We start from the raw sequence: 24,047 nt of genomic DNA, 5'->3' as shown, positions 1-24,047 counted from the left end.
ATTAAAGTTAAAAAATTTTTTAACTAATTTTATCGATTAGTTTTTTAACTTCATTAATATCTTTAAATTCTATTGAAATTTTTCTATCTTTAATGCTTATTTTTCCAAAATTTAAAAGTTTTGTTTTTAGATTTTTAATCTCACTGATAAAATTAAAATCTAATTTTTCTTTTTTTATTCCTAGTTTTTTGCCATTTTTAATTTTTTTAACTAGATCTTCAGTTTGTCTAACGCTTAATTTTTGACCAATTATTGTATTTAAAACCTCTTCTTCATTTTCTTTATCAAGACCAACTAAAACTTTTGCATGACCTTGTGAAATTTTATTATCACTTAGGGCTTCTTTTGTTTTATCTAAAAGCGTTAAGAGTCTAAGCGTGTTTGTAATTTGCGAGCGAGATTTTTTAATAATATCAGATAAATCATCTTGAGTTATTTTATACTCATCAATTAACTCTTTATATGAGTTTGCAAGTTCCATAGGATTTAAATCTTGTCTTTGAACATTTTCTATTAACGCAAGTTCTCTTAAGTTTTTAGACTCTATATCAGCAACAATTGCCTTTATGGTGCTATTTCCTAAAAGCCTAACAGCTCTTAATCTTCTTTCGCCAGCTATTAAAACATACTCGTCATCTTTTTTAAAAACAATGATTGGCTGAATAAGTCCGTGTCTTTTAATCGAAGCACTAAGCTCATTTATAGCAGCTTCATCAAAATATTTTCTTGGTTGATAGGGATTTGGTTTTATTTTATCTACACTTATCTCTAAAACCAAATCTTTTTTTCCACTTTCAAATTCTTTTGTATATGCCATTTCAACATCACCCAAAATAGCATCTAACCCTCTTCCAAGACTTAGCTTTTTACTTTTAGCCATTTTGTATATCCATAACGCAAGTTGCTAAATTCTGATAAGCAATACTACCTATTGATTTGGCATCATAAAGTATAGCAGGCTTGCCAAAACTTGGACTTTCAGCAAGTCTAACGTTTCTAGGAATTACAACAAAACCATGCTCATTTTCTGTTTTAAAAAGCTTGTTTTTAAAATGTTGCTCCAAATTTAAGACAGTCTCTTTAGAAAGATTGTTTTGCGAACTATACATAGTAGGCAAAAAACCTTTTATAACAAGTTTTGGGTTTATCGTTTTTTTGATAATTTTAACTGTATTTAAAATAAGCGCGAGTCCCTCTAATGCGTAAAATTCGCACTGTATAGGAATTATCACGCTATCACTTGCACTAAGAGCATTTACAGTTATACTTCCAAGAGTTGGAGGTGAATCAATGATTATATAATCATATCTATCTAAAACTTCACTAATTTTTTTTTGTAAAATTAACTTAAAATCCCCATTATCATTTGCAAATTCCTGTTCTATTCCAACAAGGCCAATGTTTGAAGGTGCCAAAAACAAGGTTGGAATTTCAGTTTTTAGTATAACTTGAGATAGTTTTTTTCTACCTGTTAAAACATGATAAATATTAAACTCATACTCACTTCTACTAAATCCAAGCCCTGTTGTTGCATTTGCCTGAGGATCTACATCAATTAGTAAAACTCTCTTTCCAGCAACCGCTAAAGAAGCTGACAAATTTATGGCCGTTGTTGTTTTGCCAACCCCACCTTTTTGGTTAGCAATAGTAATAATTTCAATCATCTTAAACTATACACCTTTTTATTATCTATTAAAATTGATCCATCATCGCACAAAATAGCATTTTTTAATAAAACACTCCTGCCATCGATGTGCGAACAAAAATCTTTTGACTTTTCAAATTCTATCAAAAACTTGCTAAAAATTTGCTTCCATGAAATTTTTTCTTCTAGTTTTTTAAAATATTTTATGAGTAAGTCATCGATATCTACTTTTATATCTAAATGTTTAGTATATTCGCCATTTGAAGCTAAATTAAGCCCTATTCCACAAATATAAATATCCCTAAATTTAGTGGTTATAACTCCACCAATCTTATCTTTGCCGATATAAAAATCATTTGGCCACTTGACCCAAACGCTTGAGCCAAGTTCACTTAAAATAATTTTAAAAATATAAGAAAAATATATACTTAAAGATGATGTGTTAATATCACTATTTAAATCATTTTTATGAATACAAAATGATAAAAATAGATTTCCCTCGCAGCTTTGCCAATTATTTCCCCTACTTCCAACGCCATTGGTTTGCATCTTTGAAACAATTGCAAATGGAGGACTTTTAACACCGTCTTTTAAAATTTCTAAAATCTCACTTTGGGTTGAAGCACAAGTTTGGATATGAAAAATTTGCATTTATTTATTACTTTTTAAAAATCTTACGCTTCTTATAAAACAAGCAGCTTTATTGTATTTATTTAAACATAAATCTTCAAGTTCTTCATCTGATAAATTTTTAGCGTCTTTTATTTTAGCTTCTTCTTTTGCTTTTTGATATTTATAAAGAACTGTTCCAATAGCCAAAATAACAAATGCAATTAAAAATTTTTTCATAAAATATCACCTATTTTTAGCCTTTTTCCATTTATAAAATCATTTGCGAAAAGTGGTTTTTTTGATTTTTCTTGAATTTTTAAAACTCTTATGATTCCATTTTTAAACTGTAAATCAAAGCTAGTTTTGTCTAAATTTACAATTTCACCTAAATTTCTTTTTAAATCTTTATTAATAAGCTCAATTTCTAAAAGTTTAGTTCCATTTTCTAAAAATATACCAGGCCATGGATAAAATGCTCTAAATTTTTTCATAACCAAACTTGCATCATCACTAAATTTAACTAAACCATCGTCTTTTTTTATCTTTGAACATTTTGATGAAAGAGCGTTAAATTGCGGAATTTTTTCTAATTTAGTAAAATTTTCTAAAATTTTAATAGTTAAATTTGCAGCCACACCTTCAAGCTTTTCAAAAACTTCATCGCTTTTTAAAGCACTAATATCTACAAACGAAAAACCAAGCATATCGCCATCATCAAGCCCTTGGCTCATTTTCATAGCTGTTACACCGCTAATTAAATCGCCATTTAAAATGGCTGATTGTATAGGACTAGCGCCTCTGTATTTTGGAAGAATTGAAGCGTGTAAATTTATACAAGGACAAATTTCAAGTATATTTTTTGGAAGTATTTGTCCATATGCTGCAACTATTATAATATCAGGCTTTAAAGATAAAATTTCTTTATAAATTCCATCATCTTTTAAGGTTTTTGGTTGAAAAATTGGGATATTTAAACTGTTTTTTAAAATATAATTTTTTACATCAGGTGGAGTCAGAGTTTTTTTTCTACCTACAAATTTATCAGGCTGAGTAAAAACACCAACAATATTATAATTTTTTTTTACAATTTTATCTAAAATAGCAACCGCATAACTTGGTGTTCCCATAAACATAACTCTCACTTTTAACTCCTACTTTAAAACTCTAAGCATTTCAAATAGATAATTTTTTAGCTTATCAAGATTTAAATTTGAAACGCTTGAAATTGGCAATACAAAATATGGTTTTTTTATATCGAATTTATTAGAAATATCCAAATTTTGCTTTTTTTCAAAATCAAATTCTTTTAAAAAATCATTATAAACAGTATCTAAATTTTCACAAATTTCAGCTTTTGTAAGTGCTATGGCAAAAGCTTTGTTTGCTAAATTTTTTGAAAATTTTGAAATTTCATCTTTTAGTGTTAGAAATTGCTCATTTAAATTTCTATAATTAGCAACATCTAATACAAAAAGTAATATTTTATTTCTTTCGATATGTCTTAGAAAGTCCATTCCAAGACCTCTGCCATCGCTTGCCCCTTCGATAATACCAGGTATATCAGCCATTATAAAAGAGTTAAAATCATTTATTTTAACCATTCCAAGTTTTGGCGAAAGAGTTGTAAATTCATAATTTGCAATTTGAGGTTTTGCATTTGATATAGTTGAAATAAGTGTTGATTTACCAACATTTGGAAAGCCAACAAGTCCTACATCGCCAATTAGTTTTAGTTCTAATGAAATAGTTTTACTCTCGCCTTCAAGCCCTGACTGAGCGTAGTTTGGAGTTTGGTTGGTTGAGTTTTTAAACCTTGCATTTCCAAGTCCGCCTTTTCCGCCTTTTAAAAATAAAACTTTTTTATTTGGCTCAACTAAGTCTAGTAAAATTTCTCCATTTTCATCTAAAACCTGCGTTCCAGCTGGGACTTTTAAAACTAAATCTTCTCCATTTTTACCGGTCATTCCTTTGCCACCGCCTGGCTCGCCGTTTTTAGCTTTAAAATGTTTTTTCCCTCTGTAAGATAAAAGTGCGTGAGTGTTATTATCAACTAAAAAATAGACATCTCCACCATCTCCACCATCTCCACCATCTGGTCCACCAAGTGGAACATACTTTTCTCTTCTAAAGCTTCTTGATCCAGGGCCACCTTTTCCAGCTTTAACGCTAAATTTAACACTATCGATAAACAATTTTTTTACCTTTTTGAAATATAAGTAAATTTAAGAATAAGTTTGTAATAAAATAAATAATTTACGGCATTTAAGCCGTAAATTTACTCTGCTGGGTAAACAGAAACTTGTTTTCTAGTTTTGTCAAATCTCTCAAATTTAACAAAACCATCAGTTAATGCAAAAAGAGTGTGGTCTTTTCCTATGCCTACGTTATTTCCAGCATGTGTTGCGGTACCTCTTTGTCGTACAATTATATTTCCCGCTCTTACAAATTCACCGCCAAATTTCTTAACACCTAAGCGGCGTCCAATAGAATCTCTATTATTCTGGGTTGAACCCTGACCTTTTTTGTGTGCCATATCTACTCCTTAGGCTGAAATTTTAGTTACTTTTACGCGAGTGTATTGTCTTCTAAAACCGCGTTTTAACTTTGAGTCTTTTCTGCGTCTTTTTTTAAAGATAATAACTTTTTTATCTTTTCCAAGATTTACTACTTCTAAGACAACTTTTGCACCCTCTACAAACGGTGCGCCTACCTTTAAATCACCATCATTATTTACTGCTAAAACATCAGTAACTTCGATAGTATCTTTTTTCTCAGCTTCAAAACGATCTAAATTTAGAAAATCACCTTCACTAACTTTATACTGTTTTCCGCTGTGTTTGATAATTGCATACATCAAACTATCCTTTATATTTTGGTAAGTAACCATTTGGCACTTGCTTTAGCAAGATTTTAATAAGCCAAAATGATCCATAAGTTGATGATTATACCTTAAAAATTTTAATCTAAGCTTATTTTATTTAGAAATTTTTATAGTTTTTTTATAAAAGGCTTGAAAAACCAAATAACTTGGTTTTTCAAGAAAATAGAACTTAATAATCAAGTTCTGGTTTAGGTGTATCTTTTGTTGATGATGGTAAAATAGGATAAACAATTTCTGGCATTTTACCATTTAAAGATTTGAAGAAAGTTGCAATCGAACTAGCTTCTTCATCTGAAATTTTAATACCAAGTTGGATACTTCCCATCTCTTTAATAGCATCTTCTATTTCCCAAATAGCACCGTTATGGAAATATGGAGGAGTTAGTAAAACATTTCTTAAAACAGGGGTTTTTACCATTCCATTTTCATCACCTTTAAAATCTCCAACATTTGCAAATTTGTACTTAGCAACTACCTCAAATGCTTGCATATTGCCACCTAAATTTACTCCGTTATGACAGGTTACACAGCCTTTGTCTAAAAATAGTTTTAAACCATCTTGCTCATCTTTTGTAAGAGCATTTTTATCTCCATTTAGAAAATCGTCAAATCTTGTTGGAGTAACTAAAGTTCTTTCAAAAATACCAATTGCAGTTGTTATTAAATCAAAATTAACTGCTTCGTCTTTTTTAAGATCAAATGCTTTTCCAAACAAATCGACATATTCAGGAATAGAGTTAATTACTTTTTCTACTCTTTCAGGAGTTGAAGCCATTTCAGGCATAGCTGTCATAGGACCTGCTGCTTGTTCTGCAAGGTGAGCAGCTCTACCATCCCAAAATTGAACTGAATTAAACACTGAGTTATAAACTGTTGGAGCATTTACATGATGTGGGTTTGGAGTCCATTTATGTCCTGTTGAAGCAGGAATATTATCAGCTCCGCCATATCCTAAATTGTGACAGGTATTACAAGAATAAAATTCCACTTTTAGAAAGTCTTGGATCAAAATATAGCATTTTTCCAAGCTCAACTCTTTCTTTTGTTGTAGGAAAAGCTTGTGCATCTGGCGAACTATCCTCAATTAACTTTTTCAAATTTTTTTCATCTTTTGGTAAAGGCATAAGACCAGAATTTTTTGCATCATCAATTAATGAGCTTGCAAAAGCAAAATTTAGAGCTAAAGCCGAACAAAGAATGATAGATAACTTTTTCATAATTTTCTCCTTATTTTTTAAAAAATATATTAAATTATATAAAAATATTTATTAAATTATTATGAATTTAAAATAGTAAATATTTTTTGAATATTGATGAAACATAATTTATAAAAAATATTTAATCAAATTTAAGATATAATAAAGTTTTAAAAATTTAATAAACAAAGGGATAATTTATGAAAAAAATAAATCTTAGTGTCTTTATGATAGCTCTTTTTATATCTGGATGTAGCGTTTCAAACTGGAATATTGGCAAAACTACAATGCAAAATACAAAAAAAGAAGAGATATCCAAACCAAAAGAAGTAAATAATAATAAAAACAACTTCCATATTGACACAATAATAAATACTTGGGGAAATCCAACCTCAACTAGACAAAACTCAGCTGGAAATAAAATCTATATTTGGGAAAACTGCAAGCCAACAGGTGCTATGGTTGATGTATGCGATGATGATGGCTGCTCAACAATTCCTGAAAAAAACTGCTGTGAAAGAGCTTTAGTAACTGATAAAGATGGATATGTTCAAAATCTAAAAGAGGCAGTAAATAGCTGCATTTAAAAATTTAAAAGCCTTAAATTTAAGGCTTTTTTACTTAATTTACTTTAGCTCGCCCCAACTTTTTGCAACACAGAGACTGCTTATTAATGGGACATTTAACTTATAAATACTTTGCATAATGTCCTTAGCTATCTTTCCAAACTCATCAATTATTTCATCTTTTACCTCAAAAATAAGTTCATCGTGAATTTGTAAAAGCATTCTAGCATTTTCGTTTAACAAAGGATAAATTTTTACCATCGCCATTTTTATAATATCAGCTGCACTTCCTTGAAATTTAGTATTAACACTTTCTCTTTCATACATAGCAAATTCCCTCGGTCTAGCATTTGCAAAATCAAAAAATCTTTTTCTTCCTAAAAGAGTAGTTGTAAAACCACTATTTTTAGCACTTGTTTTTATGCTCTCTAAAAAATCTTTTATTGTAACAAAAGCCTTAAAATAACGCTCTATATAATCTTTTGCCTCATTCCTTGAAATTTCAAGCTCATTTGAAAGTTTATTAGCTCCCATTCCATATATTAGTCCAAAATTTATACTTTTTGCAATAGCTCTTTTATCTTTATCACTGCTTCCAAATATGCTAATAGCCGTTCTTGTGTGAATATCCTCACCATCATTAAATGCTTTTAGAAGTGATGGGTCTTTACTAAAATGAGCCAAAAGCCTAAGCTCAATTTGAGAATAATCAAGCGAAATCAAGCTAAAACCACTTTTAGCAACAAAACAATCCCTAATATCTTTTGCCAAACTTCCTCTTGCTGGGATATTTTGAAGGTTTGGATTTTTAGATGACAATCTTCCTGTACTTGTTCCAGTTTGTAAAAACTGAGTATAAATCCTACCCTCACCGTCATTTCTTTTATCTTCTAATGAATATTTTAAAAGTGGCTCCACATAAGTACTTGAAAGCTTATAAAGTTCTCTGTAATCAAGTAGTTTTTTTATAACTTTATGCTCGTTTAAAAGTGAGTTTAAAACGCTTTCATCTGTGCTATAACCAGTTTTAGTTTTTTTCTTAGAAGGCAAATTTAGTTTTTCAAAAAGAACTACACCAAGCTGTTTTGGAGAGTTTATATTAAATTTTTCTTTGCTTAATTCATAAATTTCATTAGTTAAATCTTTAAGCTCTTTATCTAAAAAAACACTCATTTCTTTTAATTTTTTAGAATCAGCTAAAATTCCTAAATTTTCCATATGCAAAAGCACTTTTATAAAAGGAAATTCCAAATTTTGAGCCAAATTTAAAAGTTTTTTATCAAGATTATTATTAAAATATTGATAAAATTTAAGTGTTATCCAAGCATCTTCAGCTGCATATTTACTAGCATTTTTTAAAGACACATTAGAAAAATTTTCTCCTTTTTTTACCATATTTTCAAATTTAACCGTATCATAATCAAACAATCTTTTTGCTAAGTTATCCATTCCAGCACTTTTTTCTGGATTTTCAAGCCATGATAAAATCATAGTATCAAAGTAATTCTTAGGCGTATCTATATCAAAATTATGTTTTATAATATCAAAGTCAAATTTTAAATTATGCCCAACTAAATTTGAATCGTAAAGCTTTAAAATGGCTTTTTTTGCAACATCGTAATCAATTTGCTTATCCACACCTAAATAGTTGTGATTTAGTGGAACATAGTAAGCCCTCTCACACTCAAAACAAAATGAAAATCCAACAATTTTAGCACTTTTACTATCAAGTCCTGTTGTTTCTGTATCAAAAGCAACGATTGTGTTTTTATCTATTTTTTCTAATACTTCTTTAAGTTTTTTTTCATCATTTAGTAAAATGGCTTCAAATTTATCATTATTTTCTTTAAAATTTTCATCATTTTTAATCTCATTATCGCTAAAATTTAAATGAATTTCCAAAGTAGCTAAAATTTTACTTAGAGAGTAGCTTTTTAAAATATCTGTAACTTTTAAAAGTGGGTTTGAAGTTGGAAATTTAGCGTTTTCTAAATTTGGAATTTCTAAATTATCATATAAAGATGCTAATTTTTTACTTAAAAAAGCATTTTCTTTGCTTTCAAGAAGTAAATTTTGATGTCTTTTGTTTGGTACTTTATCTAAATTTTCATAAATTTCTTCGATATTTTTAAATTCATCTAAAAGCTTCTTAGCACCCTTATCGCCAATACCTTTAACTCCTGGGATATTATCACTACTATCGCCAGTAATTGCTAAAAAATCTCTAATTTGATTTGGATAAACGCCATATTTTTCATAGCAAGCCGCACTATCATAAAAAAGTTTTTTTGATGGACTATAAATAGAAACTTTTCCATCTTTTATCAGCTGATAAAGATCTTTATCATGCGTTACAACATTTATAAAAACATCTTCATTTTCTAGCTTTTTTACAGCACTTGCGATAATATCATCAGCTTCATATCCTTCATAAGAAACACTGCAAAGTCCCATTTTTTCTATCATTTCTATACAAACTGGAAGCTGGGTTAAAAGTCCGTCGGGCGGAGTTTGACGGTTAGCTTTATAGTTTGGGTCAATTTCACTTCTAAAAGTTTTTCCCTTGCTATCAAGTGCAAAAATTAAATAATCACTTTTATATTCATTTTGTAAATTTGATATAAAATTTGCAAATCCAAAAACCATAGAACTTGGCTTTCCATCTTTGCTTTTTAAGGAACTCATCGCATAATACAGTCTAAAAAAAAAGCCAAAAGTGTCAATAATCGTAAGTGTTTTCATAAATTTTCCTTAAATTTAGTGATTTTTGTGTATAATTCTATCACAATTTAATTATCTAAGGAGAAAATATGTTTAAAAAAATAATTTTTTGTGCTTTTGTAGGGCTATTTTTGGCAGGTTGTGCAGGAAGCAATGGTGCTTATAAAAATTACTACGGTGTAGTTGCTCCAAAAACAACACTAGAAGTTTTTAAAGATGTAAATGGAAATTTATACAAAATTTTCAGTAATGATAATTTTGAAAATGCAATTTTAAGCGTGACAGATCTTGGAACTTATGATTTGAAAAGAGCTGTTAGTGCAAATGGTATAAGACTTGTTACAAAAGATGAAAAAGTTGAAATTTTCTATAAAAACAACGAAGGAATTTTCAATATAAACGGTAAAGAAAAACCAATTTTTAAATAAAATTTTTAATTTTAGAGGCGAAAGCTGCCTCTAAAATTATATATTTTTTAAAATTTCATATTTTTATCCAAAGCGCTATTTATATGAGTTTTTAATTTTTTATATCATTTTTATTAAATATTTTTAATATCTAATTATTCATCATATTAAGCTTTAATTAAATAGTTTAAAAAGCCTAAATTTATAACTTATTTTTTATATAAAAATTTTAAATTTGAATTACCAACAAGATAAAACTTATCTGTTTTCTCAAAATTTTTACTTTTTAAAAATAGTTCTAAATTTACATTTTCTATATCTATTAAATATATACTCATCAAATTTCCCATTTAAAAAATTAATCCATATCTTTTAATTCTTGCACTAAAAACTCACCTGTATAAGATCCTGTTTTTTTATAGTTTTTGGCAAGCTCTTTTGGAGTTCCAGCAGCTATAATTTTACCACCTTTACTCCCACCTTCTGGGCCCATATCTACAATATAATCAGCATTTTTTATCATATCCATATTATGTTCAATTACAAAAACTGAATTTCCAAGATCAACTAAATGACCCAAAACTCCAACAAGCTTATCAACATCCGCAAAGTGAAGTCCAGTGGTTGGCTCATCTAAAATATAAAGAGTTTTGCCAGTATCTGCTTTACTTAACTCTTTTGCAAGCTTTACTCTTTGAGCTTCGCCACCACTTAGCGTAGTTGCATTTTGCCCCAAAGTTACATAACCAAGCCCAACATCTTTCATAGTTTTTAGTTTTGCTTTTATCTTTGGGACTGCTTTAAAAAACTCAAAAGCCTCATCCACGCTCATTGCCAAAACCTCAGCTATGTTTTTTCCTTTATATAAAATTTCCAAAGTTTGGTCGTTGTAGCGAGTTCCATGACAAGTATCACACTCAACAGTAATATCTGGTAAAAAGTGCATTTCTATTTTTATAACACCATCACCACTACATTTTTCACATCTTCCACCTTTTACATTAAAGCTAAATCTACCTATTTTATAACCTCTTGCTTTTGCTTCTTTGGTTTGTGCAAACAAATTTCTTATCTCATCCATTACGCCAGTGTAAGTTGCTGGATTGCTTCTTGGAGTTCTCCCTATCGGGCTTTGATCAAGATAGATAACTTTATCCAAATTTTGAAGTCCTTCAATTTTTGCATTTTTTAAAGTTTTTACTTTTTTAGCATGATTTAACTCTTCTAATGCCGTTGGTAAAAGAGTTTGAAGTAAAAGTGAGCTTTTTCCACTTCCACTAACACCTGTTAAACAGACTAAATTTCCAAGAGGAAATTTGGCACTTAAATTTGAAATATTATTAATCGTTACATTTTTTAAAGTAAGCCAACTTTCTTGTGGTCTATTTTTTTGATGATTTATTTTTTTTATACCATTTAGATATTTTGCAGTTTGAGTATCGCTTTTTAAGAGTGTTTTTACATCTCCTGCAAATATAACTTCCCCACCTTTTTTTCCTGCAGCTGGTCCGATATCTACCACAAAGTCCGCATTTTCAATAGTTTTTTTATCATGTTCAACAACGATTAAGGTATTTCCTTTATCCCTTAAATCATCAAGTGTTTTAATAAGCTTTAAAGTATCTCTTTCATGAAGCCCGATGCTTGGCTCATCAAGGACATACATAACCCCACTTAAGCCACTTCCTATTTGTGAAGCAATCCTTATCCTTTGAGCCTCTCCACCACTTATAGTCCTACTATCGCGCCCCAAACTTAGATATCCAAGACCGACATTGTTTAAAAACATAAGCCTTTCTCTTATTTCTTTTAGTATTGGCTTTGCGATTGTTTTTTGCTGAGTGCTTAAATAACTAAAATTCTTATTATTTTTAAAAAACTCAACACAATTTTCTATACTCATATCTATTATATCAGCTATATTTTTATTAGCAACCAAAACAGCTAAACTTTGTGCTTTTAGCCTATGTCCTTTACAAGCTGGACAAGTTCTTTCTGTCATAAAATCCTCAAAATCACTCTCATTTTTGAGCATTTCATAAACGTATTTCAACGCACCTTCAAATTTACGAGTTAATGCATGTCTTTTCCATACAAATTTTATCTCTTTGCTATTTCCATATAAAATAAGTTTTTTATCGCTTTCTTTAAGCTCACCATAAGGTATGTTTGTGGGAATATTATTTTGTTCACAAAATGCAATCATAAATTTATGATAATAACTTTTATTAAAACCATATAATAGTTTAACAGCACCTTTTTGGACACTATTTTGTTCATTTACTATCTTATTTATATCAATTGTATATCTAACTCCAAGCCCATCGCAATCTTCACAAGCTCCTTTAACTGAGTTAAAACTAAAAGTCAGTGGCTCAAGCGGTGTAAAAGAAATTTTACAATCAAAACAAGCCATATGCTCACTATAGTGAATATTTGCTTCTTTTACTCCAACCTCATCAGCATTCATCACTTCAACCTCCAGCTCTCCATAGCTTAAATTTAAAGCTTTTTCTACATCAGAGGCAATTCTTTCTTTATTTTCAACATTTACTACAACTCTATCAATTACAGCAAAAATCGTATGTTTTTTAGTCTTTGAAAGTTTGATATCTTCATCAAGTCTTACCATAACTCCATCAATTTTTGCCCTTATAAAGCCTTTGCTTCTTAGGCTTTCTAGCTCATCAACAAAAGTTCCTTTTTTTTCTCTTGCAATTGGAGATGAGATAATTATTTTAGAATTTTCAGGAAGCTTTAAAATTTCATTTATTATATCACTTGCACTCATTTTAGAAATTGGCTTACCACACTTATGACAGTGCTGAACTCCAACTCGTGCAAATAAAAGCCTTAGATAATCATATATCTCAGTTATCGTTCCAACTGTTGAACGAGGATTTTTAGAAGTTGTTTTTTGGTCAATTGCAATGGCTGGAGTAAGTCCATTTATCTTATCAACATCTGGTTTTCCAGCCCTATCTAAAAACTGTCTTGCGTATGAACTTAAGCTTTCCATATAACGCCTTTGTCCTTCGGCATATAAGGTATCAAAGGCAAGCGTGCTTTTTCCACTTCCACTAAGTCCTGTAAAAACTACAAATTTATTCTTTGGAATTTTTAAATTTAAATTTTTTAGATTATTTTCTCTTGCACCATAAATTTCTATAAAATCGTTCATAATTTTCCTATTCTTTTATAAAATTTTAAATTTGGTATTATAACACAAAAATTTTTTTAAGCATAAATAAAAGCATTAATAAATATAGGGCTAAAAGAAGGTTTTTTTGTAATTTTTTATTTACCCTATGGCTTAACTTTATACCAAAATAAACACCCAAAAGCGATCCAAATCCTAGCATAATTCCGTATTTAAAATTCACAAGCCCATTTAATGACATGCTCACAAATCCCGATATAGAAGAAAATATTACAAAAAATAACCCCATCGAAATAGCTTTTTTTATATCAAATCCCATAAATCCTACTAAAATAGGTGTTAAAAAAACAGCTCCACCAACACCAGTGCTAACTGCAAAAGCTCCTATAAAAAGCCCTAATAAAAACAAAAGTGGTTTTGAATCAATCTCTTTTTTAGCCTGCTCAGTAGAAAAGAAAAATTTTAAAATTGAAACTAAAAGCACAAATGATAGAAAAATTTCTAAAGCTATTTCACTGACATTTGATACGATAAATCCACTAAAAATAGCTCCTATAAACCCTCCAAAACTAACAAAAATTCCCTCATTTATCCTAAGTTTTCCAGCTTTATAATTAAAATATGAGCCAAAAATAGAGCTAAAAAGCATCTGAACAACTGAAACTCCAACTGCAGTTTTTATACTATATCCCATAAAAATCATAGTTGGCACAACAACACTTCCACCCCCTATGCCAAAAAAACCTGAAATTATACCAACAACAGTTCCAAAGACCAAAAATATAAAAATATCAAATAAGCTTTCCATAAATTTTCCAAAAATAAAACTATAAAAATTGTATCAAAAAGTAGCTAAATATAAGCAAAAGTTATTTTTTGATATAATGTGGTGAAATTTACTTTTGGGAATTTTATGCTTTTAGAAAAAACCATTATTTTATTATATAAATATTATATCTGCAGGCTTAATTAATTTTTTACAAAATTTAGCAAAAAAAGGAATGAAATATGCAAGATTTTGCACCGTTTATGATAAAACTACAAAAAGGCTACCCACTTGATAGTAGCGATTATGGGATAATTTGCGAGACGATACATAATAAAGATTATGACATAGTTCAACTCGGAGGGCTTTTAGTTTTAATAAGTGAAAAAAGTCTTTACCCAGATAGTCTGGCTGCCTTTGTTAAAAATATCTTAAAATACTCAGTCACATACAATAATCCAAATGATTATTTTGACATAGTAGGAACTGGTGGAGACAAGTTAAAAACAATAAATGTTTCGACAACCTCAGCATTTATCTTAGCAGCTCTTGGTGTAAAAATAGCCAAACACGGAAATAGAGCAATAACTAGCAAAAGCGGAAGCAGTGACGCACTATCAGCCTTAAATATCCACTTTAGTTCAAGCATAGAAGAAAACGAAAAACTTATAGAAAAAACAAATTTAGCCTTTTTTCATGCACCACTTTTTCACAAAATTACAGCCGAAGTTAAAGAAGTTCGTAACCGCTTAAAAATCGGTACTGTTTTTAATATGTTAGGACCACTTTTAAATCCAAACCTAAGTCTTTCTTATCAACTAGCTGGCAATTATTTAGAAGAAGTTAATGGTTTAATGGCCGAAACTTTGATGCATCTAGGAAGAAAACATGCTTTGGTAGTTCATGGAATGGATGGGATGGATGAAATAACAATTTGTGATGAAACACTAGTTCATGAAGTAAAAGATGGTAAAATTTTAGAATATAAAATTACACCTGAGCAATTTGGTTTTCAAAGAGCGTTTCACAAAGATATGGAAGGTGGTACAGGTGATGAAAATGCTAAAATTTTAGAAGCAACTTTAAAGGGTGAAATAAGCGGAGCAAAATTTGACATAGTCATATTAAATGCAATGTTTGGCATGTATTGTGCCGATAAAGTTAAAAGTCCAAATGATGCAAAAGAAATCATTTTAAATGCCATAAAAAATGGAAAAGTTTGGGAATTTTATCAAAATTATAAGAATTTAAATAAGGCTTAATGTGAAAAAAATAGAGGTTAAAATTTGTGGTATTAAAAGCCTTGAGGAGGCAAAAAGCATTATAAATTTAGATATTGATTATTTAGGTGTTATTTTTGCCCAATCAATTAGAAAAGTTAGTCTTAAAACAGCTACTGAAATTTCAAACTTTGTAAAAAATAGTGGTAAAAAATGTGTTGGGGTTTTTGCAAATTCAAAAGAAGATGAAATTTTAAACAACTCATTAAAAGCAAAACTTTATGCTGCTCAAATTTACGGGGATTATAGTTTAAACTTATATAAAAATTTGAATAAAAACAATATAAAAGTTTGGAAAGTTTTTAACGTTCTAGATGTTTTACCGAATTTAAAAAATTCTAAATTCGATTTAGCATTATTTGATTACAAAGGAAAAAAACTTGGTGGAAATGGAGTCAATTTTTGTTGGGAAATTTTAAAAAACCTAGAACCATTTAGCTTTATTATGGCTGGAGGAATATGCGCTAATAATGTCTTAGAAGCTGCAAAGTATAATCCAAAAATTTTAGATATAAATAGCCTTGTTGAAGATAAAAACGGTATCAAAGATCCTAAATTAATAATGGAAATTTTAAAAATTTTGAAAGAAAACGAATATAAATAGTGAATATTAGCTTAAATTTAAATAAATTTATATATAATCATACAAAAAAGAAGGTAGTACATGAATAAAAAAGCATATTTTGGTGATTTTGGTGGTCAATTTATTCCAGAAACCGCAATGTTTGCAGTTGAAGAACTTGAAAGTGCATATAAAAAAATAGCAAAATCAAAAGAGTTTAAAGATGAGCTTAATTATCTTTTAAAAGAGTATGTTGGACGCCCAACTCCTTTGTATCATGCCAAAAATTTAAGTAAATACTATGGGCATGAAATTTACTTAAAAAGAGAAGATTTAAATCATACAGGAGCACATAAAATAAACAACGCCCTAGGCCAAACTTTACTAGCAAAAAAAATGGGTAAAAAGAAAGTGATTGCTGAAACAGGAGCTGGACAGCACGGAGTAGCCACAGCTACAGCTGCAGCACTTTTAGGACTTGAGTGTGATGTTTATATGGGTGAAGTCGATGCTCAAAGACAAGAGCTTAATAAATTTCGAATGAAACTTCTAGGTGCTAATGTAGTCGAAATAAAAGATGGTTTAAAAACATTAAAAGAAGCTACCACAGCAGCAATCCAAGCATGGGTTAATGAAATAGAAAGTGTTTTTTATGTAATTGGCTCAGTTGTTGGACCACATCCATATCCTACCATGGTAAGAGATTTTCAAAGCATAATTGGAAATGAAACAAAATTCCAACTAAAAGAAAAAGGTATAAATGCTGATTATATAATCGCTTGTGTTGGCGGCGGAAGCAATGCAATGGGAATATTTTCAGCTTTTTTGGATGATAAAAATATAAACTTAATAGGTGTTGAAGCAGGTGGTCTTGGAGCAAGTACACCATACAACGCAGCAACTCTTACAAATGGAAAAGAAGGAATAATACATGGCATGAAAACTATTGTTTTACAGGATAAATTTGGTAGAATTTTACCTGTGCATAGTATTTCTGCAGGACTTGATTATCCTGGTGTTGGACCAGAACATTCAAATCTATTTAAAACAAAAAGAGCAAATTATTATGCAGTAACTGATGATGAATGCATAAATGCTTTAAAACTTTTATCGCAAAAAGAAGGAATTATACCAGCTATTGAAAGTGCTCATGCCCTAGCATACTTAGAAAAACTTTGTCCTAAACTAAGTAAAAAATCAACAATAGTTGTAAATGTTTCAGGTAGAGGCGATAAAGATATGGATACTGTAATGAACTATAAAAAAGGAAAAATTTATGGATAAAATAAAAGAGTCTTTTGACAAAAAATTAAAAAATGGCAAAAAAGCAAATATTGGTTATATAGTTGCTGGATATCCAGATTTAAACTATACAAAAGAACTTATTAATAATCTTGATAAGTGTTCAATTGACATTCTTGAACTTGGTATTCCATACACCGATCCTTTAGCTGATGGCAAAGTCATATTTGATGCAAGCTTTAAGGCTTGTCAAAATGATGTAAATACTGATAAAGTATTTGAAATGCTAAGAGAATGTAAAACTAATAAATGCTTAGTTTTTTTAGTTTATTATAATTTAATTTTTTGCTATGGGTTAGAAAATTTCGTAAAAAAAGCAAAAGAGGTAGGCATTAGCGGTCTTATAGTTCCAGATCTTCCTTGTGAGGAAAGCGATGAGCTTTTTGAAATTTGTAAAAAATATGAAATTAGCTTAATTCCACTTATAAGCATAACGTCAGAATACAGATTAAAAAAACTTTTAGAAAAATCGAGTGGATTTATATATGCAATTGGCTCAATTGGCGTAACAGGTGGCAAACAAACCCCAATAAGCAGACTAAAAAATATGATATCTGATATTAAAAAAGCGAGCGATTTGCCAATTGCTGTTGGATTTGGTATAAGAACAAATGAAGATGTAAAACTAACTAAAACGTATGCTGATGGAGTTATAGTAGGAACATCTATAGTTAAACTTTTAAACAAATTTAGTGTGGAAGAAGCTTTAGTAAGAATTGATGAAATTTTTAAGGATTAAAATGAAAAAAATAATTTTTAGCATTTTTGTGCTATTTAGTTTTTTAAACTCAGCAACTTTGATGAAATATGATACTGTTGAAAACGATAATGATGTAGTTTTAAAACTTTTTTTCGACTCAGCTTTTGAAGGTGGAATATTTGAAAAAAAAGATAAAGATAATCTTATTATCATACTTGAAAACACTCAAACTAATGAGAAATTTACAAACCAATTAAACTCAAATATTATAAAAGAATTTGTAATTCAAAACAATAAAAATAATGCCGAAATAAGCATAAAAGGTAGTCCAAATTTAGAAACAAATGCTTCTATCTTACAAGATGGGTTAGAGCTAAATGTCAAATTTACAAATAAAATAGTAAATAACACTAGTAAAGTTTTAAAAGATGATAAAAAAAGTAGTGAAAAATCAAGTGGTATTTATAAGTTTTTAATCGCTATTGTGTTTTTAATTTTTATAATAGCCTTTATAATTTATAAAAAAATAAAAAAACAAAACGAAGAATTTGATACTTTTAGTAACGCTATGGAAAATAGACAAGATAAAGAAGAAGCAAATGAAACATCAAATGATTTAGATGATTATGATGATATTAAAGACGATAAACCAGATAAAGAAGAAAATTTTGAAGAAAAAATGCTTAACAAAGAGATAAAAACTCACAATGAGCTTTATAAAAACGAGTATCAAAGCAATGCAAGCATAATTTACCAAGAAAAAATTAGCGATGAAAAAGAAGTTTTACTGATAAAAAGTGATGGGAAAGTATATTTAAGCTTCATACTCCTAGATAGTGAAATTCCACAAAATATCTATGAAAATATGATTGTTGATAAAGATAAATTTAGAGAATTTTTAAAAATTTGTAAAAGTAAAAATGAGATTTAAATTTGGTGTTTAAAAAACACCAAATTTAATCTAAGAAAACAGAGGTTTTATAATTTTGATCCAACTATCAATCCTTTGCTCGTTCATTTCCTCTTCGTTATCATAATCAAGAGCTAAACCAACAAAGTTACCATTATTATTTAAAGCCTCACTTTCATCAAAGCTATATCCATCAGTGCTTATCTCTCCAACTAAATTAGCTCCTGCATTTTTAAGTTCATTGAAAAGCTTAGCCATACCATTGCAAAACTCATCACTATAACCCTGACTATCTCCTACGCCAAAAACAGCTACAGTTTTTCCGCTAAGCTTTAGTGAAGCAAAATCAAAACTATCCCAATCATCTTGCATATCGCCATTATTCCAAGTAGAAGTACCACAGATTAATTTATCATAACCATTTATTGTATCTACACTTGTGTTTGCCACATCCAAAACATCAGCTTTTATGCCTAGTTTTTCACATATTAGGTTTGCTGCATTTTCAGTATTTCCCATTGAACTTCCATAAACTATCGCCAAACTCATATTAACTCCTTTGAATTATTTTATTTGTAATTGAATAAGGAACCAACTTTATACTTTTTTTACCATCTAAAATTGGTCCTTGTATTTGTAAATGCCTGCAAAATCCTTTTTGCCTAGGCAAAACTATGTATATTTCGTGTAACTGGTTACTTAAACTAAAAGCAAAATTTATCTTTTCTTGTAAATCTTTTTCCTTTAAATCAAATTTATTAAAACAAGGCATAACACACAAATATCCATTATTTGGTTTTTTTAGATATAAAATCTCATCTTTTATGAAAATATTTTTTCCCAGATGGGTTTTATAAATTTTATTAAAAACATAGTTTTTAAACATAAAATCTGCTTCAAAAATTAGCCCTTTTAAATTTTTATAATAAATCATTTTTATTATCTTAGCTACGCTATCTTTTGGCGTGCTAAGCAAAAAAGAGTAGTTTTTACTAGCATGTTCTTCATAAATTTTATTTGAAATTTTACAAGTTGGGTTTTTCGGTAAAAACTCTGCTATGTAAAGTAAAAAAATTTCTTCTAAAGAATTAGCTAATTTTGCATATTTTAAAGGAATTTTCAAATCATCTTCTACAAAAGCATTATAAAAAACTAGAAAAAAAAGTCTAATTTCTTCTTTTGAAAATTCCTTAAAAACACTTGGCACAAACTCGCCACCTCCAGCTAAAAAACCAAATTTCATCTCTTAGCAACCAGTTTGTGAACAAAATTCTTTATTTAAATTAAAAATTTTACAAAACTCACAAAATACACAGCTCACACTTCTTTTAGCGCAAACTAAAGGAATTTTTCTTTTCTTAACATCACTTTTAATTTTTTTCATAGTATTGTGATTTAAAAATGAAGTTAACATAACCACACATTCAACATCTTGAGGAATTGACTTTCTGTTAACTCTGTTTTCATTTCTAGCATCCCAGTGCTCTATCTTACTAGCTCCAAGATCTTTTAAAACAGCTTTAATAGGTGTTATTTCATCAGCTCCTATGACTAAAACTGACATTTATTCTCCTTATTGTTATTTTTAGATATTATATAAAATTATTACTTAAAAAAATCTGATACTCATTATCGTTTTTAAATATTAATTAAAAAATGTTGAGTTTTAAATTTTATATTGAAAAGATGTTGTAAATTAAATGAATTTATTATAAATTTTTGAAAGTCTTTTTTAGTAAAGACTTTCAAATTTAAATGTGTTTTAAACTAGCTCGTCGCTATAATCAGCATTGCTAAGACGCTTTAGTTGTTTGTATCTTCTTATGGCATCAAGCCTATTTCTTTCAAAAAGCTCTTTTGCATGATCTGGATTTATCTTTTTAAGAGCGTTGTATCTTGTTTCGTTTAGTAAAAACTCTTCATAAAGGTCAAAATTTGGTTCTTTTGAAGTTAGTTTTAAAGGGTTCTTACCCTCTTTAATCAAAGCAGGATCATAAGTATAGGTTGGCCAATATCCACATTTTGTGGCAAGTTCTGCCTGATTTCCAGAATATCCAAGTCCGCCTTTTATACCATGAGCAATACATGGGCTATATGCTATAATTAAGCTAGGTCCATCATAAGCTTCAGCTGCAATAATTGCCTTTATTGTATTTGCTTGTGAGGCATTTGAGTTAATTTGTGCAACAAAAATATTTCCATAAGTCATCATCATAATGCCCAAATCTTTTTTTTGCATTCTTTTTCCAGAAGCTGTGAATTGTGCAATAGATCCAGTCCTTGAAGATTTCGAACTTTGTCCGCCAGTATTTGAATAGACCTCTGTATCAAGAACTAAAATATTTATATTTTCTCCACTTGCTAGCGCATGATCGAGTCCACCAAAACCAATATCATACGCCCAACCATCACCTCCGATAATCCATTGGGAAATATTTGGCAAATAGTCTTTTAAATTTAAAATTTCTTTAACACTTTCAATATTTTGATTTTGTTTTAAAATAGGAACTAATGTTTTTGAAATTTCATTTGATTTAAAAAAGTCAAATTTATTTGTAATCCAATCATTATATAAAGCTTTTAAATTATTTGGGACTTTATCAATATTATCAAGCATTATATTTTCAATTCTATGCCTAATAGTTTCATTTGCTACTTTCATGCCCATACCAAACTCAGCATTGTCTTCAAAAAGCGAATTTGCCCATGCTACACCTTTTCCAGTTTCATCTTTAGTATATGGGGTTGAAGGAGCTGAACCACCATATATAGAGCTACAACCAGTTGCATTGGCAATTATCAAATGATCTCCATAAAGTCTAGTTAAAAGCGTAATATACGGCGTTTCGCCACATCCTGGACATGCTCCATGAAATTCAAAATAAGGTCTTGAAAAACCAATACCTTTAACGCTTTGTTTATTCATTAAATCATCTTTATATTTTACATTTTCGAATAAAAAATCTGCTTTTTCTTGCTCTCCTTTTTTAAGCTCTTCTTCTAAAGGAACCATTACTAAAGATTTTTCTTTACTTGGACAGTTTTGAGCACATAGCTCACAGCCAGTACAATCAAGTGGGCTTACTTGAATTTTGTATTTTAATCCTTTTAATTCCTTGCCTTTTGCTTCAAGCAAATCATCACTTAAATTTGCTTTAGCTTCTTCATCTTCATCAAGCAAAAAAGCCCTTATAACAGCATGTGGACATACATAGACGCATTGATTGCACTGAATACAATTTTCTTTTATCCATTTTGGAACAGTTACACCAACACCTCTTTTTTCATACTTTGTAGTTCCTGCTTCAAAACTTCCATCCTCATAACCCAAAAAAGCTGATACTGGCAAATTATCACCTCTTGCAGAATTCATTGGTTTTACAATGTTTTCTACAAATTCACTTCCTTTATAAAAGTCTTCTTTTTTTATCTCATCTTCTAAATTTACCCATTCTTTATCAACTTTTACTTGAATTAGTTTATCTGCTCCTTCATCAATTGCCTTATAGTTCATCTCAATTATTTTATCGCCTTTTTTACCATAAGTTTTTTTAGCATACTCTTTCATATAGTTTTTTGCTTCATCAAAAGGTATGATATTTGCAAGTTTAAAAAATGCTGATTGCATAATAGTATTTGTTCTATTTCCAAGACCAATGTCGTGAGCTAATTTTGTAGCATTTATAATAAAGAAATTTACATTTTTTAAAGCTAATATTTTTTTAACTTTATTTGGTAATTTTTCAACTGTTTCTTTGGCATCCCAAATTGAATTTAAAAGAAAAGTTCCATTTTCTCTAATACCATCAATAACATCATAAATTTCCAAATATGAAGCAACTGAACAGGCAACAAAGTGTGGGTTTGATACAAGATATGTTGATCTAATAGGCTTTTTACCAAATCTTAAATGACTTCTTGTATATCCGCCTGATTTTTTACTATCATAAGCAAAATATGCCTGTGCATAAAGATTAGTTTTATCTCCAATTATCTTAATAGAGTTTTTATTTGCCCCAACTGTTCCATCAGCCCCAAGCCCATAAAACAAGCACTCTATGTCATCATCATTTCCAAGCGATATTTTTTCTCCAACTTTAAGAGAAGTATGAGTTACATCATCGTTAATTCCAATTGTAAATCCATTTTTAGGATTATCTTTTTTTAACTCATCAAATACTGCTATAAGTTGTGCTGGATCAGTATCTTTTGAACTAAGCCCGTATCTTCCACCTACTATTAATGGTGAGTTATCCTTGCCATAAAATGCTGCTTTAACATCCAAATAAAGTGGCTCGCCAATGCTACCTGCCTCTTTTGTGCGATCTAATACTGCTATTTTTTGAACACTTTTTGGCATAACATCAAAAAGATATTTTAAACTAAATGGTCTATAAAGATGAACTTTTATAAGGCCTACTTTTTCACCTTTTTTATTTAAATAATCAACAACTTCTTCTAATGCTTGATTAACTGAACCCATAGCTATGATAATACGAGTTGCATCATGCTCCCCGTAGTAATTAAATGGTCTATAATCTCTTCCAGTAATTTTTGAAATTTCTTTTAAATAATTAGCCACAATATCGGGAAGTTCATCATAAAATCTGTTTGATAGCTCTCTTGTTTGAAAATAAATATCATCATTTTGTGCAGTTCCTCTTGTTTTTGGATGGTTAGGATTTAGAGCATTATCCCTAAATTCTTTTACTGCATCTTTATCTAAAAGTCTTTCAAAATCGCTATAATCAATAACTTCAACTTTTTGAATTTCATGGCTTGTTCTAAAACCATCAAAAAAATGCAAAAATGGAACCTTACCCTTAATAGCTGAAAGATGTGCAACTCCTGCTAAGTCCATAACCTCTTGCACACTATCACTTGCTAACATTGCAAAACCTGTTTGTCTACAGGCATAAATATCTTGGTGATCTCCAAATATAGAAAGTGCTTGAGCTGCCAAAGATCTAGCTGCAACATGTATAACACAAGGAAGATGTTGTCCTGCTATTTTATACATATTTGGGATCTTAAGTAAAAGCCCTTGTGATGCTGTGTAAGTTGTTGTCAAAGCTCCTACTTGAAGTGAGCCATGAACTGAGCCAGCAGCACCAGCTTCACTTTGCATTTCCACAACTTTAACAGGCATTCCAAAAATATTTTTTTTACCCATACTTGCCCAAACATCTGTGTAATCAGCCATTGGAGAACTTGGGGTTATTGGATAAATTCCAGCAACTTCAGTAAAAGCGTATGATGCGTATGCCGCTGCTTCGTTTCCATCCATTGTTTTTGTTATTTTATTATTCATATTTATATCTGCTCCTTTGGTTTTTTCA

At 29.6% G+C, this 24,047-nt stretch carries 22 protein-coding genes and 2 pseudogenes; 7 read left to right on the top strand and 17 right to left on the bottom strand.

Annotated elements, in window-relative coordinates; all coding sequences use genetic code 11:
- Nucleotides 1-19: 19 nt before the first annotated feature.
- The 9 genes and pseudogenes from CURT_RS02855 to CURT_RS02815 all read right to left on the bottom strand — a co-directional run bounded on the left by CURT_RS02855 (nt 20) and on the right by CURT_RS02815 (nt 6,355).
- A complete protein-coding gene (locus CURT_RS02855; protein WP_018713275.1) occupies nt 20-880 on the bottom strand; it encodes a ParB/RepB/Spo0J family partition protein in 861 nt (286 codons plus the stop codon).
- Nucleotides 873-1,664: a ParA family protein gene (locus tag CURT_RS02850; protein ID WP_018713274.1), complete on the bottom strand. Its 792-nt coding sequence runs from the start codon at nt 1,662-1,664 to the stop codon at nt 873-875. Before CURT_RS02850 ends, CURT_RS02855 begins: the two co-directional genes overlap by 8 nt.
- Complete coding sequence (locus tag CURT_RS02845) at nt 1,661-2,296, bottom strand: biotin--[acetyl-CoA-carboxylase] ligase (RefSeq protein ID WP_018713273.1); 636 nt, start codon at nt 2,294-2,296, stop codon at nt 1,661-1,663. Before CURT_RS02845 ends, CURT_RS02850 begins: the two co-directional genes overlap by 4 nt.
- Entirely contained in the window at nt 2,297-2,494 is a 198-nt protein-coding gene (locus tag CURT_RS02840; protein WP_018713272.1) for a hypothetical protein, read from the bottom strand.
- Nucleotides 2,491-3,399, bottom strand: coding sequence for a methionyl-tRNA formyltransferase (gene fmt / locus CURT_RS02835; protein ID WP_018713271.1), 909 nt, complete (start codon nt 3,397-3,399; stop codon nt 2,491-2,493). Before fmt ends, CURT_RS02840 begins: the two co-directional genes overlap by 4 nt.
- A gap of 9 nt (nt 3,400-3,408) precedes the next feature.
- On the bottom strand, nt 3,409-4,449 hold the full coding sequence (gene obgE, locus CURT_RS02830) for a GTPase ObgE (protein WP_018713270.1): 1,041 nt from the start codon (nt 4,447-4,449) through the stop codon (nt 3,409-3,411).
- 83 nt (nt 4,450-4,532) lie between these two features.
- The gene (gene rpmA, locus CURT_RS02825; RefSeq protein WP_018713269.1) at nt 4,533-4,790 is read right to left on the bottom strand and encodes a 50S ribosomal protein L27; all 258 of its coding nucleotides are present in this window, start codon (nt 4,788-4,790) and stop codon (nt 4,533-4,535) included.
- Between the two features lie 9 nt (nt 4,791-4,799).
- On the bottom strand, nt 4,800-5,111 hold the full coding sequence (gene rplU / locus CURT_RS02820) for a 50S ribosomal protein L21 (RefSeq protein WP_018713268.1): 312 nt from the start codon (nt 5,109-5,111) through the stop codon (nt 4,800-4,802).
- A 196-nt stretch (nt 5,112-5,307) separates the two neighbouring features.
- A pseudogene (locus tag CURT_RS02815) lies at nt 5,308-6,355 on the bottom strand (cytochrome-c peroxidase).
- Nucleotides 6,356-6,534: 179 nt separating this feature from the next.
- Here CURT_RS02815 and CURT_RS02810 point away from each other — a divergent pair.
- Nucleotides 6,535-6,921 (top strand): hypothetical protein, encoded by a 387-nt coding sequence (locus tag CURT_RS02810; RefSeq protein ID WP_018713267.1) that lies wholly within the window; start codon nt 6,535-6,537, stop codon nt 6,919-6,921.
- Nucleotides 6,922-6,960: 39 nt separating this feature from the next.
- Here CURT_RS02810 and polA read toward each other — a convergent pair whose 3' ends face one another.
- The gene (gene polA / locus CURT_RS02805; protein WP_018713266.1) at nt 6,961-9,642 is read right to left on the bottom strand and encodes a DNA polymerase I; all 2,682 of its coding nucleotides are present in this window, start codon (nt 9,640-9,642) and stop codon (nt 6,961-6,963) included.
- A gap of 68 nt (nt 9,643-9,710) precedes the next feature.
- Between polA and CURT_RS02800 the strand changes: the two genes are divergently transcribed.
- A complete protein-coding gene (locus CURT_RS02800) occupies nt 9,711-10,049 on the top strand; it encodes a hypothetical protein (protein WP_018713265.1) in 339 nt (112 codons plus the stop codon).
- 188 nt (nt 10,050-10,237) lie between these two features.
- Here CURT_RS02800 and CURT_RS09370 read toward each other — a convergent pair whose 3' ends face one another.
- The 3 genes from CURT_RS09370 to CURT_RS02790 are packed head-to-tail and all read right to left on the bottom strand — an operon-like array spanning nt 10,238 to nt 13,996.
- Nucleotides 10,238-10,366, bottom strand: coding sequence for a hypothetical protein (locus CURT_RS09370; protein WP_255199040.1), 129 nt, complete (start codon nt 10,364-10,366; stop codon nt 10,238-10,240).
- Nucleotides 10,367-10,386: 20 nt separating this feature from the next.
- Nucleotides 10,387-13,209 carry an excinuclease ABC subunit UvrA gene (gene uvrA, locus CURT_RS02795; RefSeq protein ID WP_018713263.1) on the bottom strand — a complete coding sequence of 941 codons (2,823 nt, stop codon included), beginning with the start codon at nt 13,207-13,209 and terminating at the stop codon, nt 10,387-10,389.
- Nucleotides 13,210-13,246: 37 nt separating this feature from the next.
- A complete protein-coding gene (locus tag CURT_RS02790) occupies nt 13,247-13,996 on the bottom strand; it encodes a sulfite exporter TauE/SafE family protein (protein WP_018713262.1) in 750 nt (249 codons plus the stop codon).
- Nucleotides 13,997-14,202: 206 nt separating this feature from the next.
- Here CURT_RS02790 and trpD point away from each other — a divergent pair.
- The 5 genes and pseudogenes from trpD to CURT_RS02765 form a co-directional block, all read left to right on the top strand.
- Nucleotides 14,203-15,216, top strand: a pseudogene (gene trpD / locus CURT_RS02785) (anthranilate phosphoribosyltransferase); the annotation flags it as partial.
- A gap of 1 nt (nt 15,217) precedes the next feature.
- Nucleotides 15,218-15,838, top strand: coding sequence for a phosphoribosylanthranilate isomerase (locus tag CURT_RS02780; protein ID WP_018713260.1), 621 nt, complete (start codon nt 15,218-15,220; stop codon nt 15,836-15,838).
- 60 nt (nt 15,839-15,898) lie between these two features.
- Nucleotides 15,899-17,080 carry a tryptophan synthase subunit beta gene (trpB, locus tag CURT_RS02775; RefSeq protein WP_018713259.1) on the top strand — a complete coding sequence of 394 codons (1,182 nt, stop codon included), beginning with the start codon at nt 15,899-15,901 and terminating at the stop codon, nt 17,078-17,080.
- On the top strand, nt 17,073-17,837 hold the full coding sequence (trpA, locus tag CURT_RS02770; RefSeq protein ID WP_018713258.1) for a tryptophan synthase subunit alpha: 765 nt from the start codon (nt 17,073-17,075) through the stop codon (nt 17,835-17,837). The genes trpB and trpA overlap by 8 nt, the downstream gene beginning before the upstream one ends.
- A gap of 1 nt (nt 17,838) precedes the next feature.
- A complete protein-coding gene (locus CURT_RS02765; RefSeq protein ID WP_018713257.1) occupies nt 17,839-18,729 on the top strand; it encodes a hypothetical protein in 891 nt (296 codons plus the stop codon).
- Nucleotides 18,730-18,759: 30 nt separating this feature from the next.
- Here CURT_RS02765 and fldA read toward each other — a convergent pair whose 3' ends face one another.
- The 4 genes from fldA to nifJ form a co-directional block, all read right to left on the bottom strand.
- Nucleotides 18,760-19,257, bottom strand: coding sequence for a flavodoxin FldA (gene fldA, locus CURT_RS02760; protein ID WP_018713256.1), 498 nt, complete (start codon nt 19,255-19,257; stop codon nt 18,760-18,762).
- 1 nt (nt 19,258) lies between these two features.
- The gene (locus CURT_RS02755) at nt 19,259-19,951 is read right to left on the bottom strand and encodes a hypothetical protein (protein ID WP_018713255.1); all 693 of its coding nucleotides are present in this window, start codon (nt 19,949-19,951) and stop codon (nt 19,259-19,261) included.
- A gap of 3 nt (nt 19,952-19,954) precedes the next feature.
- On the bottom strand, nt 19,955-20,272 hold the full coding sequence (locus CURT_RS02750) for a DUF2325 domain-containing protein (protein WP_018713254.1): 318 nt from the start codon (nt 20,270-20,272) through the stop codon (nt 19,955-19,957).
- Between the two features lie 198 nt (nt 20,273-20,470).
- On the bottom strand, nt 20,471-24,019 hold the full coding sequence (gene nifJ / locus CURT_RS02745) for a pyruvate:ferredoxin (flavodoxin) oxidoreductase (RefSeq protein ID WP_018713253.1): 3,549 nt from the start codon (nt 24,017-24,019) through the stop codon (nt 20,471-20,473).
- Between the last annotated feature and the right edge of the window lie 28 nt (nt 24,020-24,047).

Source organism: Campylobacter ureolyticus (genome assembly GCF_013372225.1).
Lineage (GTDB): Bacteria > Campylobacterota > Campylobacteria > Campylobacterales > Campylobacteraceae > Campylobacter_B > Campylobacter_B ureolyticus.
The sequence above is the reverse complement of the archived record's forward strand: the minus strand, read 5'-3'. Positions and strand labels throughout refer to the sequence as shown.